Annotated in this window: 14 protein-coding genes and 1 pseudogene; 1 reads left to right on the forward strand and 14 read right to left on the reverse strand. The window is 71.9% G+C overall.

Going from position 1 to position 17,233, the window contains the following annotated elements:
* Nucleotides 1–292: 292 nt before the first annotated feature.
* The 13 genes and pseudogenes from MFF64_RS24760 to MFF64_RS24820 all read right to left on the reverse strand — a co-directional run bounded on the left by MFF64_RS24760 (nucleotide 293) and on the right by MFF64_RS24820 (nucleotide 15,553).
* Nucleotides 293–1,105, reverse strand: a complete 813-nt coding sequence (locus tag MFF64_RS24760) for an ATP-binding cassette domain-containing protein (protein WP_273557173.1) — start codon at nucleotides 1,103–1,105, stop codon at nucleotides 293–295.
* On the reverse strand, nucleotides 1,102–1,941 hold the full coding sequence (locus tag MFF64_RS24765; protein ID WP_207768261.1) for an ABC transporter ATP-binding protein: 840 nt from the start codon (nucleotides 1,939–1,941) through the stop codon (nucleotides 1,102–1,104). Before MFF64_RS24765 ends, MFF64_RS24760 begins: the two co-directional genes overlap by 4 nt.
* Nucleotides 1,941–2,789: an ABC transporter permease gene (locus MFF64_RS24770; protein ID WP_099908431.1), complete on the reverse strand. Its 849-nt coding sequence runs from the start codon at nucleotides 2,787–2,789 to the stop codon at nucleotides 1,941–1,943. The genes MFF64_RS24765 and MFF64_RS24770 overlap by 1 nt, the downstream gene beginning before the upstream one ends.
* On the reverse strand, nucleotides 2,786–3,730 hold the full coding sequence (locus MFF64_RS24775; RefSeq protein ID WP_099908433.1) for an ABC transporter permease: 945 nt from the start codon (nucleotides 3,728–3,730) through the stop codon (nucleotides 2,786–2,788). Before MFF64_RS24775 ends, MFF64_RS24770 begins: the two co-directional genes overlap by 4 nt.
* 320 nt (nucleotides 3,731–4,050) lie before the next feature.
* Entirely contained in the window at nucleotides 4,051–5,571 is a 1,521-nt protein-coding gene (locus MFF64_RS24780; RefSeq protein WP_099908434.1) for an ABC transporter substrate-binding protein, read from the reverse strand.
* Nucleotides 5,572–5,692: 121 nt separating this feature from the next.
* On the reverse strand, nucleotides 5,693–6,124 hold the full coding sequence (locus MFF64_RS24785; RefSeq protein WP_099908436.1) for an acyl-CoA thioesterase: 432 nt from the start codon (nucleotides 6,122–6,124) through the stop codon (nucleotides 5,693–5,695).
* A gap of 14 nt (nucleotides 6,125–6,138) precedes the next feature.
* Entirely contained in the window at nucleotides 6,139–7,185 is a 1,047-nt protein-coding gene (truB, locus tag MFF64_RS24790; protein WP_099908449.1) for a tRNA pseudouridine(55) synthase TruB, read from the reverse strand.
* Between the two features lie 122 nt (nucleotides 7,186–7,307).
* Nucleotides 7,308–7,715, reverse strand: coding sequence for a 30S ribosome-binding factor RbfA (rbfA, locus tag MFF64_RS24795; protein ID WP_425324424.1), 408 nt, complete (start codon nucleotides 7,713–7,715; stop codon nucleotides 7,308–7,310).
* Between the two features lie 169 nt (nucleotides 7,716–7,884).
* Entirely contained in the window at nucleotides 7,885–10,860 is a 2,976-nt protein-coding gene (infB, locus tag MFF64_RS24800; RefSeq protein ID WP_099908440.1) for a translation initiation factor IF-2, read from the reverse strand.
* A 114-nt stretch (nucleotides 10,861–10,974) separates the two neighbouring features.
* Nucleotides 10,975–11,769, reverse strand: a complete 795-nt coding sequence (locus MFF64_RS24805; protein ID WP_099908442.1) for an RNA-binding protein — start codon at nucleotides 11,767–11,769, stop codon at nucleotides 10,975–10,977.
* 14 nt (nucleotides 11,770–11,783) lie between these two features.
* Nucleotides 11,784–13,493, reverse strand: coding sequence for a transcription termination factor NusA (gene nusA / locus MFF64_RS24810; protein WP_099908444.1), 1,710 nt, complete (start codon nucleotides 13,491–13,493; stop codon nucleotides 11,784–11,786).
* A gap of 73 nt (nucleotides 13,494–13,566) precedes the next feature.
* A pseudogene (gene rimP, locus MFF64_RS24815) lies at nucleotides 13,567–14,160 on the reverse strand (ribosome maturation factor RimP); the annotation flags it as partial.
* A 277-nt stretch (nucleotides 14,161–14,437) separates the two neighbouring features.
* On the reverse strand, nucleotides 14,438–15,553 hold the full coding sequence (locus MFF64_RS24820) for an alkene reductase (RefSeq protein WP_238192695.1): 1,116 nt from the start codon (nucleotides 15,551–15,553) through the stop codon (nucleotides 14,438–14,440).
* Nucleotides 15,554–15,656: 103 nt separating this feature from the next.
* Here MFF64_RS24820 and MFF64_RS24825 point away from each other — a divergent pair, with 103 nt between their 5' ends.
* A complete protein-coding gene (locus MFF64_RS24825; RefSeq protein WP_238192696.1) occupies nucleotides 15,657–16,529 on the forward strand; it encodes a LysR family transcriptional regulator in 873 nt (290 codons plus the stop codon).
* 4 nt (nucleotides 16,530–16,533) lie between these two features.
* On the opposite strand, the gene urtE is transcribed toward MFF64_RS24825, so the two are convergent.
* Nucleotides 16,534–17,229, reverse strand: a complete 696-nt coding sequence (gene urtE / locus MFF64_RS24830) for an urea ABC transporter ATP-binding subunit UrtE (protein ID WP_099899799.1) — start codon at nucleotides 17,227–17,229, stop codon at nucleotides 16,534–16,536.
* Nucleotides 17,230–17,233 lie beyond the last annotated feature (4 nt).

The following is a 17,233-nucleotide window of genomic DNA, read 5'->3' on the forward strand; positions in this document are numbered from 1 at the left end:
CCCGGGACCGCGCCCCCGCGCGGTCCACCCACGGGCCGCTGCCAAGCGCGGTGGCCGGCACACGGCACAGAGTAATCCTCGCGGCCCGAGACGGGACAGAAAAAAGGCCGCCCTTGCGAGGCGGCCCGAAGTCTAGGGAGGAAACGCCCAAGAAGGGCAGCACCGCCGCGACGCCATCGCCGCGGTGCGTGAAATCGTTTTCACACACTGCACCCCGTGCAGCAAGCGGCGCGGCGGAGGAGCCGCCATGCGCCGACGACATGGCGCCAACAGGGTGCCGCCGTTCCCCCTCTCACGCTCGCCGCCGCCTCTGCCCCAGCACAGCCAGGGTCGGCTCGGCCGCGAGCAGCGTACGGGTGTAATCCTCGCGCGGGTGGTCCAGCACCTCGCGCACCGGCCCGGTCTCGACCAGGCGCCCGGCCTGCATCACCCCGACCCGGTCGGCGATCTCGTCGACGACGCCGAGATTGTGGGTGATGAACAGCACGGTCAGGCCGTGCCGGTCACGCAGGGACAGGATCAGGCGCAGGATCTGGGCCTGGATCGACAGGTCGAGGGCCGAGACCGCCTCGTCGGCGACGAGGAGCTTCGGGTGGGTGATGAGTGCCCGCGCGATGGCGATGCGCTGGCGCTGGCCGCCGGAGAATTCGTGGGGAAAGCGCTCCGCGGCGCTGCCGGGCAGTCCGACATCCTCCAGCGCCCGGGCGACCAGGGCGGCGCGCTCCCGGCCCCGGGGCGCGTCGTCGAGGAGGTGGAGCGGCTCGGCGACGATGCGGCCGACCGAGTGGCGCGGGTTGAGCGAGCCGTAGGGGTCCTGGAAGACCATCTGGAAGTCGCGGCGCTTGCGCGCCAGCGCCTTGGGCGTGAGCGCGAAGAGATCGTCGCCGCCGAGCCGCACCGTGCCGCCGGTCGGCCGGTCGAGGGCCATGACGATGCGGGCGAGCGTGGACTTGCCGCAGCCGGATTCGCCCACCACCGCGACGATGCTGCCGGCCTCGACGTCGAGGCTCACATCGTCGACGGCGCGCAAGGACCGCGCGGCGCCGCCCTTGCCCCGCAGGGCGTAGTCGCGGGTCAGGTTCTCGATCTCCAGGAGCGCGGTCACGGGGTGCCCCCTGCGGCGAGGCGGGCTTCCTCACCCAGACCCGGCTCGCCCAAGCCCGCCCTGGCCCGGCGCGGCAGCGCCGCGATCAGGTCGCGCGTGTACTGCGCCGTGGGGTTGCGCAGCACCGCCTCGGTCGGCCCGTCCTCCACCGCCCGGCCGCGGCACATCACCAGGGTCCGGTCGGTGCTGCGGGCGATTACCCCGAGATCGTGGCTGATCAGGATCAGGGACAGGCCGAGATCGGCCACCAGCTCGTCGAGGATGTCGAGGATCTCCTTCTGTACCGTCACGTCGAGGGCCGTGGTCGGCTCGTCGGCGATCAGCAGGTCGGGCTTCAGGGCCAGCGCGATCGCGATGCCGACGCGCTGGCGCTGGCCGCCGGACATCTCGTGCGGGTAGCTGTCGATGCGCCGGGCCGGATCGGGGATTCGCACCCGGTCGAGGAGGCGCAACGCCTCGGCCCGAGCCTCGGCGCGGCCGGTTCCGTGGTGCAGGCGGATCCCTTCCGCGATCTGCTGGCCCGCCGTCATGGCGGGGTTGAGCGCCGTCATCGGCTCCTGGAAGATCATGCCGATGCGCCGGCCGCGTAAACCGCACAGCTCCTTCTCGCCCATCGTGAGAATGTTGCGGCCCTCGAGCAGGATCCCGCCGGAGGTGCGGGCGCTCTTCGGCAGCAGCCCAATGGTCGCGAGCGACAGCATCGACTTGCCGGAGCCCGATTCGCCGACGATGCCGAGACTCTCGCCGCGCCCGACCTCGACCGAGACGTCGTCGACGACGCGGACCGGGCCCTCCGGTCCCGGGAAGGCGACGGAAAGGTTGCGGATCGCGAGCATCAGGAGGCCTGCCGGCGGCGCGGATCGAGGCGGGCGGCGAGCCCGTCGCCGAGGAGGTTGAGGCCGAGCACCGCGGCCGCGATGGCGAGGCCGGGGGCGAGCGCGAGGTGAGGCGCCTGGGTGAGGTAGGTCTGCGATTCGGCGAGCATCCGCCCCCAGGTCGGGGCGGGCGGCGGCAGGCCGAGGCCGAGGAAGCTCAGGCCCGCCTCGGTCAGGATCGCCATGGCGAGCTGGATCGTGACCTGGACGATGACCTGGCCGGCGATGTTGGGCAGGACATGCTCCAGGGTGATCCGCGCCGTGCCCTTCCCGGCCATGCGGGCGGCCATGATGTACTCCCGGGCCCAGATCTGCATCGCCGCGCCGCGGGTGACCCGGGCGAAGACCGGGATCATGAACACCCCGATGGCGACGATGGCGGTCAGCGCCCCCGGGCCGAGCAGCGCGCCGAGCATGATCGCCGACAGGATCGGCGGCAGGGCGAACAGCGCGTCGCAGATCCGCATCAGCATCGCGTCGAACGTCGGGCCCGCGGCCGCCGCGACGCCAGCGAGCGTGCCGAGCACCGCGCCTAAGCCCACCGCCGCGAAGGCGGTGGTGAGGGAGTTGAAGGCGCCGCGCATCAGCATCGAGGCGACGTCGCGCCCGAGATGGTCGGTGCCGAGCCACCCCGAGACCAGCGGGCCTCGCAGCTTCTGGAGGATGCGCATCCGGGTCGGGTCCTCGGGAGTCCAGACCAGGGAGGTGAGCGCGATGCCGACGAGGCACGCCGTCAGGACGCCGCCGACAAGGAGCGCAGCGCTGCCGGGCCGCCAGCCGCGCCGGAGCCTCAGGGCCAGCGCCGTCATGCGCGCCTCCTCAGGCGGGGATCGACCACGGTGTAGAGCAGGTCGACCCCGAGATTGACCACGATGACGATGGTGGCGAACACCATCACGACGTTCTGGATCACGATCAGGTCGCGCTGCGCCAGGGCCTGCCAGGCGAGGCGGCCCATGCCGGGCAGGGTGAACACGTTCTCGACCAGGACCGCGCCGCCGATCAGGAACGAGATCTGCAGGCCCAGCATGGTGATGACCGGCACCAGCGCGTTCGGCACCGCGTGGCGCCACAGGGCGCGGGAGACCGAGGCGCCCTTGGCCCGGGCGGTGCGGACGAAATCCTCGTTCATCACCTCGACCACCGAGGCCCGCGTCACCCGGGTCAGCACCGCCGATTGCGGGATGGCGAGCGCGAGCGCCGGCAGCAGCAGGGCGCGGAACGCCGCCACGGGCTCGCCCCAGCCCGGGAAGCCCCCGGCCGGCAGCCACCCGAGGCCGAGCGCCACCACCATGATGAGCAGGAGCCCGATCCAGAAATTCGGCACCGCGATCCCGGCCTGCGCGTAGAGGGTGGCGACCCCGTCCGCCACGCCGCCCGGTCGCGACGCCGCGGTGACGCCGAGCGGGAGCGCGATGCCGACGGCGAGGAGCACCGCCAAACCCGTGAGCGGCAGCGTCACCGCCAGCCGCTCGAGGATCAACCCGCCCACCGGCACGCCGTAGGTGTAGGACACGCCGAGATTGCCGCTCGCGAGCCCGCCGAGCCAGCGCAGGTAACGGACGAGAGCCGGCGCATCGAGGCCCATCTGGGCGCGCAGCGCCGCCAGGGTCTCAGAAGTCGCCGAGGTGCCGAGCATCGCCGAGGCCGGGTCCCCGGGCACGATCTCCATCATGCAGAAGACCAGGACCGAGATCAGCAGGAAGGTGACGGCGAAGCCGGCGGCGCGGCGGGCGAGGTGCCTCAGCATGGAGCGAATTCGAGCATCGGAGCCTTTGCAGTTGTTCGGACTCACGTTCGAGAGAAGCCGTCTCCGACGATGCGGCGCGGGTTTCCCCTCCCCCTCTGCGGGGGAGGGTGGGCCCCGCAGGGGGCCGGGAGAGGGGACGCCGCTACCGAGAAGTCGCGTGCTTCATGGCGGGCGCCATATCCTGAAGCGTCGCGCGCGCCTCTCCCGCAGAGGGGGGAGGGAAAAGCCCGCCCCCTTCTTCTCCCCGGACAACCTTGCCGCCCGCGGGGAGAGGCGATGCGCGCATCCGTTGCGTGAATCACGTCCGACAGAGAGGGCCCCTACTCCGTCCACCGCACCTCGGTCAGGTCGTTCGACGGCACCGGCTCGTTCTTCCAGTAGCCGGTCAGCTTGGCCTTCCACACGCTGAGCTTCGGCAGCACGAACAGGAACAGGGCCGGGACGTCCTCGGCGAGGATCTCCTGCGCCTCGCCGTAGCGCTTGAGCCGCGTCGCCTCGTCGGTGGCCTGCGCGGCCTCCGTCACCGCGGTGTTGAAGGCCGGGTTCTTGTAGCCGAAATAGTACGGATCGTTGGAGTAGATCGCGATGTCCATCGGCTCGGCATGGGCGATGACCGTCATGTCGAAGCTGCGGTCGCGCATCACCTCCTGCACCCACTTGGCCGGGAACTCGGTCGGGACGATGGTCATCGTGACACCGACCTCGGAGAACATCGCCTGCAGGATCTCGGCGGTGCGCGTGGCGTAGGCCATCTGCGGCGACTTGAAGGTGAAGGTCAGGCCCTTGGCGTAACCGGCCTCGGCGAGGAGCGCCTTCGCCTTCTTCGGGTCGTAGGGGTAGACGCCCGTCAGGTCCTTGTAGCCCGGATCGTTCGGCGTGTAGTGGCTGCCGATCGGCGCGCCGTAGCCGGAATAGGCGCCCTCGATCAGGAGCTTGCGGTCGACCGCCATCATCAGCGCCTGGCGCACGCGCTTGTCGCTGAAAGGCTTCGCGGCGTTGTTCATGCCGGCCACGACCTTCATCTCGGTCAGCCCCGGCTCCGCCGTGAACGCCTTGTCCTTCTGGAAGGCGGCGTAGAGTTCCGGCGCCGGCAGCAGCGGGAAGGCGTCGACGTCGCCGGCGCGGAGCGCCGCGGCGGCAGCCTGGGGATCGCCGATGAAGCGGAAGGTCACCTTGTCGAGATGGACCTTGCGGGCGGCATCCCAGTGGTCGGGGCTGCGGGTCAGCTCGACCCGGTCACCCTTGCGCCAGGAGGCGAAGCGGAACGGCCCGGTGCCGACCGGATGGCTCTTGAGGCCGTCGCGCGATTTCGGCTCGACCATCACCGCCGCCGGCAGGCCGAGCCAGAACAGCAGGTTGCCGGAGGGCTTCGACAGGGTCAGGACCAGGGTTGCCGGGTCCGGCGCCTTCACGTCGGCGATAGCCGCGTAGAGCGCCTTCTGCGGGTTGACCGAGCCCGGCGCCCGGATCGCGTCGAGGGAAAACTTCGCCGTCTCGGCGTTGAAGGGCTCGCCGTTGTGGAACGTCACCCCGGTCTGGAGCACGAAGGTGTAGGTCAGGCCGTCGGGCGACACCGTCCAGCTCTTGGCGAGCTGCGGCTGCACCTTGCCGTCGCGGTCGACCCGGGTCAGACCCTCGAACACGTTCTGCCACACCACCTGGCCGATCACCGTCGGGGCGGCGCTGGTCGGATCGAGGCCCGGGGGCTCCACCGGCATGCCGAGGACGAGGTCGGTGCGCGCCGCCGCCAGGGCGCTGCCGGCGAGCCCCGGAACCGCGAGCGCGGCGAAGAGGACGCCCGCCAGCAGGCGGCGGCGTGAGGCGCGCGTACGAGAAACCATGGAACCCCTCGGTCGGCGTTGGGACCGGCCGCCTCTCTCGCGCGGCCGTTCTGGTTCCGCAAGGAGATCAGGATTTTTGGTGTGGCCGCAACAGCGATGTGGAACGGCCGGGTCCGAACCCTCAGCCCGCCGCCGCCTCGACCACCAGCCGCGCCGCGACCTCCCCCGCCGCCCCGAGCGGCGTCGGCCGCCGCGTATCCTTCGACAGCAGCACGCAGATCGATTCGGCCTCCCCGGCGACGTCGTCGCCGGTCAGGATCCGGTGGCGGAAGCTCAGCGAGGTGCGGCCCGCGCGGGCGAGCCAGGTCGCGGTGCGGACCCGGCCCGGATAGTGCAGCTCCGCCCGGTAATCGATGACGAAACGGGCGATGACGAAGAAGGTGTCGGGGGTGAGCAGCGGGGTCAGGTGCGTCCCGAAGAACTGCACCCGTCCGCTCTCGCAGAAGGCGGCGAAGACCGCGTTGTTGACGTGGCCGTTGGCGTCCGTGTCGCGGTAGCGCAGCACGTCCTCGCTCCACAGCACCCGCGGATCGCCCTCGAGCCCCTCGGTCATTGCCCTGCCCTCTTCTAGCCGTTGCGCGGGGCGGTGCCGCCGAGGTGGAACACCCGGTGCGGCACCAACTCGCCGCGCTCGACGTCGCCGACCGCCACCAGCACGCCGCCGCAGGTCGCGTAGGCCTTGCCCTCGGTCGGCGCGTCGCGGCCGCGCAGGATCACCGGCTGGCCGCGCATCAGCCGCACCGCCATGTCGCGGGAGACCGGCACGTGCGGTACGGCGTCGAGCGCCGTCTCGACCGGGCGGAGCAAAGCCGCGTTCGCCTCGGCCTCGGCGGCCTCAAGCGCGCCGATGGTGCAGGACTGGTCCTCGGCGAAGGGGCCGACGCGGGTGCGGCGCAGGGCCGAGACGTGGCCGTAGCAGCCGAGCGCCCGGCCGAGGTCGCGGGCGATGGCCCGCACGTAGGTGCCCTTGCCGCACTCCGCCTCGATCACGGTGCGCTCGGGCGTGTGGGCGACGATCGCCAGACGGTCGATCTGCACCGGGCGGGCGACCAGCTCGACCACCTCGCCGTCGCGGGCGAGGTCGTAGGCGCGCTCGCCCTGGATCTTGATCGCCGAGTAGCGCGGCGGCACCTGCTCGATCGCGCCGACGAAGCGCGGCAGCATCGCCTCGACCTCCCCTTGCGTCGGACGATCGTCGGAGGTCGCGACCGGGCGCCCTTCCGCATCGTCGGTGTCGGTCTCGACGCCCCAGGTGACCGAGAAGACGTAGGCCTTGCGGCCGTCCATCACGAAGGGAACGGTCTTGGTCGCCTCGCCGAGCGCGATCGGCAGGATGCCGGAGGCGAGCGGGTCGAGGGTGCCGGCGTGGCCGGCCTTCTTGGCGTTGAGCGCGCGCTTGACCGCCGCGACCGCGTGAGTCGAGGTCATGCCGACGCCCTTGTCGAGGATCACCCAGCCGCTGATCTCGCGGCGCTTGGGCCGGTCGCCCGGCGGGCGGCCGCGGCCGCGCGGCCGGTCCTGGCGCTGACCGTCCTGACGCGGGGCTCCGTCACGGCCTTCGCGGGCGGGGCGGGTCGCCTGCGGCGCCGGCTCTGCGGGCTGGTCCTCGTGCATCGTCATCCTGTGTCCGTTCTCGAACGGCGGTCGCCGCGGGACGTGCCGCCCGCGTTGGTCCGTGCCGATCCTGCTTGTTCAAGTCGTCAGCCGGGCGCGGGTTCGGCGCGCCGGGCGATGTCCTACTCCTCGGTGTCCGGCTCGGACCCGAGGTCGCGCTGGACCTTGTCGCTGCGCAGGAGCGCGTCGATGCGCGCCGCTTCGTCGAAGGTCTCGTCGCGGCGGAAGCGCAGATCAGGGGCGAATTTCAGCGCCACCCGGCGGGCCACCTCCTGGCGCAGCACCTTCTTGTTGCGCTCCAGCGCCTCGATCACCGGGCGCTCGTCCTGACCGCCCAGCGGCATGATGTAGGCGGTGGCGAGCTTGAGGTCCGGCGACATGCGGACCTCCGGCACCGTGATCACGTGCTGGCTCAGCACCGGGTCCTGGATGTCGCCGCGGCTCAGCACCTCGGCGAGGGCGTGCCGCACGAGTTCGGCCACGCGCTGCTGGCGCTGCGAGGGGCCTGCGGATTCTTGGGGTTTGCGCACCATCGTCTCTCCGGGCTCGGACCGGGCCGCGGGGCGGCCATCTGGCCTCTGGGCCCTCGCGGCTGTCATCTTATGAACCGACGAGCCCGGGACGCTGGCGTCCCGGGCTCGCGGTTTCCTCGTGGGCCGCCGCCATGACGGCGGACGGCCGATGGCAGCGGGCTACGCGTCAGAGCGTACGGCGCTCTTCGTGCACGATGTAGCACTCGATCACGTCGCGCGGACGCATGTCCTGGTAGTTCTCGAAGGCCATGCCGCATTCCTGACCGGCCGCCACTTCCTTGGCGTCGTCTTTGAAGCGCTTGAGCTGCGAGAGCTTGCCCTCGTGCACCACCACGTTGTCGCGGATGAGGCGGACATGGGCGCCGCGCTCGACCCGGCCGTCCTCGACCCGGCAACCGGCGATCTTGCCCACCTTCGAGACGTTGAAGATCTCGAGGATGCGCGCCTCGCCCAGGCGCTCCTCGCGGAGCGTCGGCGGAAGCAGGCCCGACATCGCCGCCTTCACGTCATCCACGAGGTCGTAGATGATGTTGTAGTAGCGGATCTCGACGCCCGCCCGCTCGGCGGCCTCGCGAGCCTCCTTGTGGGCGCGGACGTTGAAGCCGACCACGACCGCACCGGAAGCCTGGGCGAGCGTGATGTCCGACTCGGTGATGCCGCCGACGCCCGTGTGCAGGATGCGGGCCGCCACCTCGTCGTTGCCGAGCTTCTCGAGCGAGCCTGCGATGGCCTCGACCGAGCCCTGCACGTCGCCCTTGATGACGAGCGGGAACTCCTTGCGCCCGGCGCCCTCCTTGAGGTCGCGCATCATGTCCATCAGCGTCCGGCCGGCACCGCTGCCGGTGGCCGCCGCGCGCTCGCGCTTCACGCGGGCACGGTACTCGGTGACCTCGCGGGCCCGGGCCTCGTTTTCGACCACCGCGACGCGGTCGCCCGCCTCCGGCGTGCCGTTGAAGCCCAGCACCTCGACCGGCACCGACGGAGCCGCCTCCTTGGCGTTCCGGCCAGCATCGTCGACGAGGGCGCGCACGCGGCCCCACTCGGCGCCCGCCACGATGATGTCGCCGGTATGCAGGGTGCCGCGCTCGACGAGCACCGTCGCCACCGGGCCGCGGCCGCGGTCGAGCTTCGCCTCGATCACCGTACCCTCGGCCGACCGCTCCGGATTGGCGCGCAGGTCCAGGATCTCGGCCTGGAGGGCAAGACCCTCCAGAAGCTCGTCGAGACCTTCCTTGGTCTTGGCCGAGACCTCGAACTCGAGGGTCTCGCCGCCCATCGACTCGACCTGGATGTCGTGCTGCAGCAGCTCGGTGCGGACCCGCTGCGGGTTCGCGTCGGGCTTGTCGATCTTGTTGATCGCCACGATCAGCGGCACCTCGGCCGCCTTGGCGTGGGAGATCGCCTCGATCGTCTGCGGCATGACGCCGTCATCGGCCGCCACCACCAGCACCACGATGTCCGTCACCCTGGCGCCGCGGGCGCGCATGGAGGTGAAGGCGGCGTGGCCGGGGGTGTCGATGAAGGTGATCTTGCCGCCGGAGGGCGAGGTCACCTGATAGGCGCCGATATGCTGCGTGATGCCGCCCGCCTCGCCGGAGACGACGTTGGCGTTGCGGATCGCGTCGAGCAGCGAGGTCTTGCCGTGGTCGACGTGGCCCATGATGGTCACGACCGGCGGACGCGGCTGGGTGTCCTCGTCGGTATCGGGCTCGTCGAACAGACCCTCCTCGACGTCCGACTCCGCGACGCGGCGCACGGTGTGGCCGAGTTCTTCCGCGATGAGCTGGGCGGTATCCGAGTCGATCACGTCGGTGATCTTGTGGATCTGGCCCTGCTTCATCAGCATGCGGATGACGTCGACCGCCCGCTCGCTCATCCGGTTGGCGAGCTCCTGGATGGTGATCGTCTCCGGGATGACCACCTCGCGGGCCAGCTTCTCCTTCTGCTCCACCTGGCGGTGGCCGGTCAGGCGCTGGTTGCGGCGGCGGAACGACGCGAGCGAGCGGGTGCGCTCGTCCTCGCCCGAGGTCGCCGTCGCGATGGTCAGGCGCCCGCGGTTGCGGTCTCCGCCCGGCGACTTTGGCGTCTTGGGCGGGGTGATGACCTTGAGCGGCATGCCGGGACGGCGGATGACCCGCTTGGTCTCGGCCTCCTCTTCCGCCGCGGCCGGACGGCCAGTGGCGGGGCGCGCCGTCGCGCCGGCACCCGTCGCGGGCTTGGCCGCAGCGGCGGCCTTGGCCGCATTCGGCTGCTCGGGCTTGGCGGGCTCGGGCTCCGGCTTCGGCGCCGGGCGAGCCATGAAGTTCAGGTCGCGCGGCTTGCGGGCATCGGCCGTCAGCACGCGGCGCGGCTCGGCCGGGGCGCTCGGACGGGTGATGCCCGGAGTCGCCGGACGGGCGCCGGCAGGAGCCCCCGGACGCGCGCCCGCCGGGGCGGCGGGACGCGCGGCGCCGGCAGGAGCGGCCGGGCGGGCGACGCCCGCGGCAGAAGCCGGACGGGCGGCAGCCGGAGCCGCGGCGGCCGGACGCGGGGCAGGGGCCGGCGCCGCGGGGGCGGCCGGAGCGGCGGCGGCGGGAGCGGGGGCCGTGGCGGCGGCGGCGCGGGCCGCATCCTCCTGGGCGCGGCGCTCGGCCTCCTCGGCGGCACGGCGCTTGCGCGCGTCCTCCTGGCGGCGGCGCTCCTCCTCCTCGCGCTTGCGGGCCTCGGCGGCCTCGCGCTCGCGAATCTCGGCGGCCTCGCGCTCGGCGCGGCGCTGCGCCTCCTCGGCGGCACGGCGCCGCTCCTCCTCCTCGCGACGCTTGGCGTCGACGAGGGCGGCCATGCGGGCGCTCTGCTCCTGATCGCTCAGGGTGCGCAGCACGACGCCGGAGCGCGCGGCGCCCGGGCGATCCTGGCGCGACGCGCCCGGACGACCCTGCCCCTGGGGAGCAGAGCGCGCCTGGCTCGGTGCGGCGTCCTTCGGCGCGGCCGGGGCCGGCGCGCCGCCGGGGCGACGTTTCACCGTCTCGACCACGACCGACTTCGAGCGGCCATGGGAGAAGCTCTGGCGCACCGTGCCCTGCTCGATCGGACGCTTCATCGACAGCGTCTTGGAGGGACCGGCATGCAACGTCTTGTCGCCCGGATTCTTCGTCTCACTCATTCAGTTCAGACCCTGGGGGTTCTCGTCCGTCCCGGGACCCGGCCTCCCGGTGGCCGCCTCCCATCGTGTTCCCGGGAGCGCACCCACCAACCGGGCCGATCCCATTCGATTCACTCAACCACCGGCCTCCGGGGGGCCGGTCCGCAGCGATGTTCCACCATCCTGGACAGCGTCCGGGAGCGCCGCGTCGGAGCCCGGGGGCTCCGTTCCGGCGCGTCCCGACGTCGCCGTCCCGCCGCGGAAGACGTGGAGCCGACGCCAACGCGCGAGCAAGCCGGCAGTGCCGGCTCCCGCGACGAGGGCAGCGTGTATCACATGATCCCGGCCCAAGGCCATGTCCAATTCTTCACCGGACAGGTCGTCGATGACCGGGATCCTCGATATGGCATCGCCGTAGCGCCTTCGCAATGCCTGGGCGAGCTTGCGGCGCCCATCTGGGCTCGCATCGCTGGCGTGCACCAGGGCCGCGATCCCCGTCGGGCTGTCCACCGCGCTCTCCACCTTGGTGAAGCCGGTGACGACGCAGCCCGCCTTGTTGGCGAGCGAGAAACCCTGACGCAGGTCGTCACGCAACCCCGCCTCGATCACATCGACGAGATCGGGCGCGACGCGGGCTTCCTTCTGCCGGAAGGCGCGCTGGAACAGGCGCTTCCTCACCGCCTCCGACACCGCCGCCCGGGTCGCGGTGACCCAGGCGCCGCGGCCGGGAAGCCGGGCGCGCAGGTCCGGCACCACCTGGTTGTCGGGGCCGAGGGCGAAGCGGATCATCCGATCGGGGTTGCCCGCCTCGCGCGTGACCAGGCAGGTGCGCTCCGCGTTGGCGCGGCCACGCCCGGCGCCGGCGTCGAGGACGTCCGGCGGCAGCGCATCCGCATCCTGGGGCTGCTCATCCTGCATGGTCGCGCTCATCCCGCTCGCCGGCCTCAGGTCGGCTGGCCCTCGGTGGCCTTCACGGCGCCCTCCTCGACCGGCACGGTCTCGGGCTCCTCACCCTCGGCGTGCTCGGTCCCGGATTCCTCAGCCTCGGATTCCTGGCCCTCGTCACCCTCGGACCCTTCGCCGTCCTGCGCCTCCTCCGGCGGGGGTGCCTCGACCCAGCCGGCATGGACGCGGGCGGCCATGATCATCGCCTCGGCCTCAGCGCGGGAGAGCTCGAACCCGTCGAGGTAGCCGGCATGGCGCACCGCCTCGGGCCCGCGGCCTTCCGTGTAGCCGACGAGGTCGTCGGTGGCGCAGCCGGCAAGGTCCTCGACGGTCTTCACGTCGTTCTCGCCGAGCGCGACCATCATCGGAGTCGTGATGCCGTCGATCTCGCGCAGCTCGTCGGCGACGCCGAGCTCGATGCGGCGGGCGTCGTTCTCGGCCTCTATGCGGTTGAGGTAGTCGAGGGCGCGGGCCTGGATCTCGGCGCCGGTCTCCTCGTCGAGGCCTTGGATGTTGGCGAGCTCCGCCGGCTCGACATAGGCGATCTCCTCGACCGAGCGGAAGCCTTCCGCGGCCAGCAGCTGGCCCACGGTCTCGTCGACGTCGAGGGCCTGCATGAAGGTGTTGGTGCGCTCGACGAACTCCTTCTGCCGGCGCTCCGACTCCTCGGCCTCGGTCAGGATGTCGATGTCCCAGCCGGTGAGCTGGGAGGCCAGCCGCACGTTCTGGCCGCGCCGGCCGATGGCGAGCGACAGCTGGTCGTCAGGCACCACCACCTCGATGCGGTCGGCCTCCTCGTCGAGCACCACCTTGACCACCTCGGCCGGCTGCAGCGCGTTGACGATGAAGGTCGCCTGATCCTGCGACCACGGGATGATGTCGATCTTCTCGCCCTGCAGCTCGCCGACCACCGCCTGGACGCGGGAGCCGCGCATGCCGACGCAGGCGCCGACCGGGTCGATCGAGGAATCGCGCGAGATCACCGCGATCTTGGCGCGGGATCCCGGATCGCGGGCGACCGCCTTCACCTCGACGATGCCGTCGTAGATCTCCGGCACTTCCTGGCCGAAGAGCTTGGCCATGAATTGCGGGTGCGAGCGCGAGAGGAAGATCTGCGGCCCGCGCACCTCGCGGCGGACGTCGAACAGGTAGGCGCGGATGCGGTCGCCGGGACGGAAGGTCTCGCGCGGGATCGATTCGTCGCGGCGCACGATGCCCTCGCCGCGGCCGAGATCGACGATGACATTGCCGTACTCGACGCGCTTGACCAGGCCGTTGACGACCTCGCCGATGCGGTCCTTGTACTCGTCGTACTGGCGGTCGCGCTCGGCGTCGCGGACCTTCTGGACGATCACCTGCTTGGCCGACTGGGCGGCGACGCGGCCGAAATCGAACGGCGGCAGGGTGTCGGAGATCACGTCGCCGACCTGGGCGGCCGGGTTGTGGCGGCGGGCCGAGGGGAGGTCGATCTCGCGGGCGTCGTTCTCGACCTCGTCCACCACCAGGAGGTGGCGCGACAGGCGAAGCGCCCCGGTGCGGGGATCGATCTCGGCATGCACGTCGGTCTCGGCGCCGTAGCGCGAGCGGGCGGCCTTGGCGATCGCCTCCTCCATGGCGCCGAGCACGATCGAGCGGTCGATCACCTTCTCGCGGGCGACCGCCTCGGCGATCTGGAGGAGTTCGAGCCTGTTGGCGCTGACGACGGCCATCGGATCAGTCCTTCCTGTTCTTGGTTCGCTACGGGTCTCTGGGCGTTTTTCAGTGGGTGACGGAGGGGCTTCCGCCCTCGTCCTCGTCATCCTCCTCGTCGTCCTGCGGCGGGGCCGAGCCGCGCCGCAGGGATTCGCGCACCAGGGCGTCGGTGAGGACGAGGTGGGCCTCGCCGATGTCGCGCAAGGCCAGGTCGTAGGAGGACGGGGTGCCCTCCTTGGCGTCGGGCAGGTCGATGCGGACCGTGTCGCCCTCCGGGGCCCGGATGATGCCGCGGAAGCGCTTGCGGCCGTCCAGCGGCGTCGCCAGCTCGACCTTGGCCTCGTAGCCCGCCCAGCGGGCGAAGTCGCCCGCCCGCACCAGCGGCCGGTCGATCCCCGGCGAGGAGATCTCGAGGTAGTAGGCGCCGCCGATCGGGTCGTCGACGTCGAGGATCGGCGAGATCGTGCGGCTGACGGTCTCGCACTCGTCGACCGACATGGTGCCGTCCGGCCGCTCGGCCATGATCTGCACCGTGCAGCCGTTCTGGCTGGAGACCTTCACCCGCACGAGGCGGAAGCCGAGGCCCTCGATCGCGGGCTCGATGATCTGCGCGACGCGAGCGGCGATTCCGGTCTCGGTGATGAGGCGCTTCTCGGCCGGGTTCAGGTCTGGGACGTCGGTCATGAGGTCGGTGCCGTGGCGCAATCCCCGGGAGAGGGGCCCTTGGAAGGGAGGCAATCTGGCGTTCGGCTCGTGCCCGGGGAGGCTTGCGGCAATAAAAAAGAGCGGGCCCCGAGGGACCCACTCCCGCACCGCAGCCTCATCAGCCACGAACAGAACTGTTGTCGCGGAGATAATCCGGGACTGCACGAAATGCAAGGTGGTCGGCGGCGAGTTCGCCCGGCACTTCCCGCCCGGCGCTTCCGCTCTCCGGGCTGGAGAGGCGCCGGGCGGGGCGGCCTCAGCCGGCGAGCGCCGGGTAGTCGGTGTAGCCGCGCGCGTCGCCGCCGTAGAACGTTGCCCGGTCGTAGCGGTTGAGCGGGGCGCCCTGCCGCAGGCGCTCGGGGAGGTCGGGATTGGCGATGAACAGGCGCCCGAAGGCGATGGCGTCGGCCCGGCCCTCGGCGATCGCCGCGTCGGCGGTGTCGCGCACGTAGCCGCCGGCCGAGATCACCTTGCCGCCGAAGGCCGCCTTCACCCGCGCCGCGGCGTCGGGCGCGTCAGGATCGAGGGCGTTGACGTCGCTGTTCTGGTCGGCGCGGGGCTCGACCACGTGGAGATAGGCGAGGCCCCGCGTGCCGAGCGCGGCGGCGACGTGGTCGAACAGGGCGCCGGGATCGCTGTCGCGCATGGCGTTGAAGCTGCCCCAAGGCGAGAGCCGCACGCCGATGCGGTCCGCGCTCCAGGCCTTCGTCGCGGCATCCACCACCTCGAGCAGCAGCCGCGCGCGGTTGGCGATCGGGCCGCCGTAGCGGTCGGTGCGGGCGTTGACGCCGTCCTGCAGGAACTGGTCGAGCAAATAGCCGTTCGCCGAGTGGATCTCGACCGCGTCGAAGCCGGCGGCCCGGGCGTTGCGCACGGCCTGCGCGAAGTCCGCGACGATGCCGGGGATCTCGGATTCCTCGAGCGCCCGGGGCGTCTCGAACGGCACCGGCCGGCCGCTGGCGTCCATGTGGCCCATGCCGGTCACAGGCCGGGCCGAGGAGGAGACCGGACTCGCGCCGCCGGGCTGCATCGAGGCGTGCGAGACGCGCCCGGTGTGCCAGATCTGCGCCGCGACCAGCCCGCCGCGGGCGTGAATCGCCCCGGTGACGCCGCGCCAGCCGGCGATCTGCTCCTCGCTGTAGAGGCCCGGCGCGCCCGGATAGCCGCGGGCCTGCTCGCTGATGTCGGTCGCCTCGGTGATGATCAGGCCGCCGCGGCTGGCGCGCTGACCATAATAGGTGGCGTTCAGCGGCACCGGCACGTCGCCGGGGCGGCGGGCGCGCAGGCGGGTGAGCGGCGCCATCACGACGCGGTGGGCGAGCGACAGGGCGCCGAGCTGGACAGGCTGAAACAGGGGATCGTGGGCCGACACGGGAATGGTTCTCCGGGCTTGGAGGGTGGCGAGATGGCCGATCGCGCGCCCGAGGTGTAGTGCCGAGCCGGAGGAGCCGTCTTAACGGAAAGCGTTACAATCCATGGAGACCCGCGACCTCGCGGTGCTGGCGGCGGCCGCGGGCGCCGGCAGCCTCTCGGCGGCGGCGCGCCGCCTCGGCCTGACCCCGATGGCGGCCTCGCGCCGCCTCGCCGCCCTGGAGCGGGATTGCGGCGCGCGCCTTCTGCACCGCACCACCCGCTCGGTCTCGCTCACCACGGAGGGCGAGGCGCTGCTGCCCTACGCCCAGGCGATGCTGGAGGCCGAGGAGGCCGCCCGCGCCGCCCTCGCCCCCGGCCAGGTCTGCGCCACCGGCCTCCTGCGGGCAACCGCGCCGGCGGCCTTCGGGCGCAAGGTGGTGGTGCCGCTGATGCCGGACCTGCTCGCCGCCAACCCGGGCCTGCGGATCGACCTCCAGCTGACCGACGCGGTGGTCGACATCGTCGGCGAGGGGTTCGACGTCGCGATCCGGATCGCACCGCTGCGGGATTCCGGGCTGATCGCCCGGCGGCTCGCGCCCAACCCGCGCCTGCTCTGCGCGAGCCCGGCCTATCTCGCCGAGCGGGCCGTGCCGGTCACCCTCGCCGATCTCGCGCACCACGATTGCGTGCGCCTCACCGGGGTGACGCACTGGCCGTTCCGCTCCGGCACCGCTTCCCGCAACGTCCGGATCGACGGACGCTTCTCGTCGAGCAGCATCGAGGGGGTGCACGAGGCCTGCCGGCGCGGGCTCGGCCTCGCGCTCCTGTCCTACTGGGACGTGAAGGACGAGCTGGCGGCGGGGCGTCTCGCCAGCGTCGACCTCACCGACGCCGAGCCGCAGGACCTGTCGATCTGGGCCCTCTACCCGACGGCGCGCTACGCGCCGCCGAAGCTGCGGGTGTTCCTGGCGGCCCTGGAGCGGGGATTGGCGTGAGGATTTACACCGACAGCCAGCGCCTGACCTGCGCCTCGACCATGCCGGAGCGCGGCCCCGCCTCGACCACCTGGCCGCGATCCATCACCGCGTAGGTGTCGCAGAGGTCGCGGGCCCATTCGAAATACTGCTCGACCAGCACGATCGCCATATCGCCCCTGCCCCGGAGATAGTCGATCGCCCGGCCGATATCCTTGATGATCGAGGGCTGGATGCCCTCGGTCGGCTCGTCGAGGACGAGGACGCGGGGACGCGTCACCAGGGCGCGGCCGATGGCGAGCTGCTGCTGCTGGCCGCCCGAGAGGTCGCCGCCGCGCCGCCCCAGCATGTCCTTGAGAACGGGGAAGAGGTCGTAGATCTCGGCCGGCACGTAGCGGTCGGCCCGCTTGCAGGGCGCAAAGCCCGTCTCGAGGTTCTCCTTGACGGTCAGCAGCGGGAAGATCTCGCGGCCCTGCGGCACGAAGGCGATGCCCTGGCGGGCGCGGTCGTAGGGGGCGAGCCGGCTGATGTCGCGGCCGTCGAGCTTGACCGCGCCCTTCGACACCGGCTGCTGGCCCACGATGGCGCGCATCAAGGAGGTCTTGCCGACGCCATTGCGGCCGAGCACAGCCGTGACCTTACCGAGTTCGGCCTGGAGTGAGACGCCGCGCAGGGCCTGCGCCGCGCCGTAATGGAGATCGATGGTCTCGACGGAGAGCATATCT

The sequence above is a fragment of the Methylobacterium frigidaeris genome, from assembly GCF_022179185.1.
GTDB classification, from domain to species: Bacteria; Pseudomonadota; Alphaproteobacteria; order Rhizobiales; family Beijerinckiaceae; genus Methylobacterium; species Methylobacterium frigidaeris.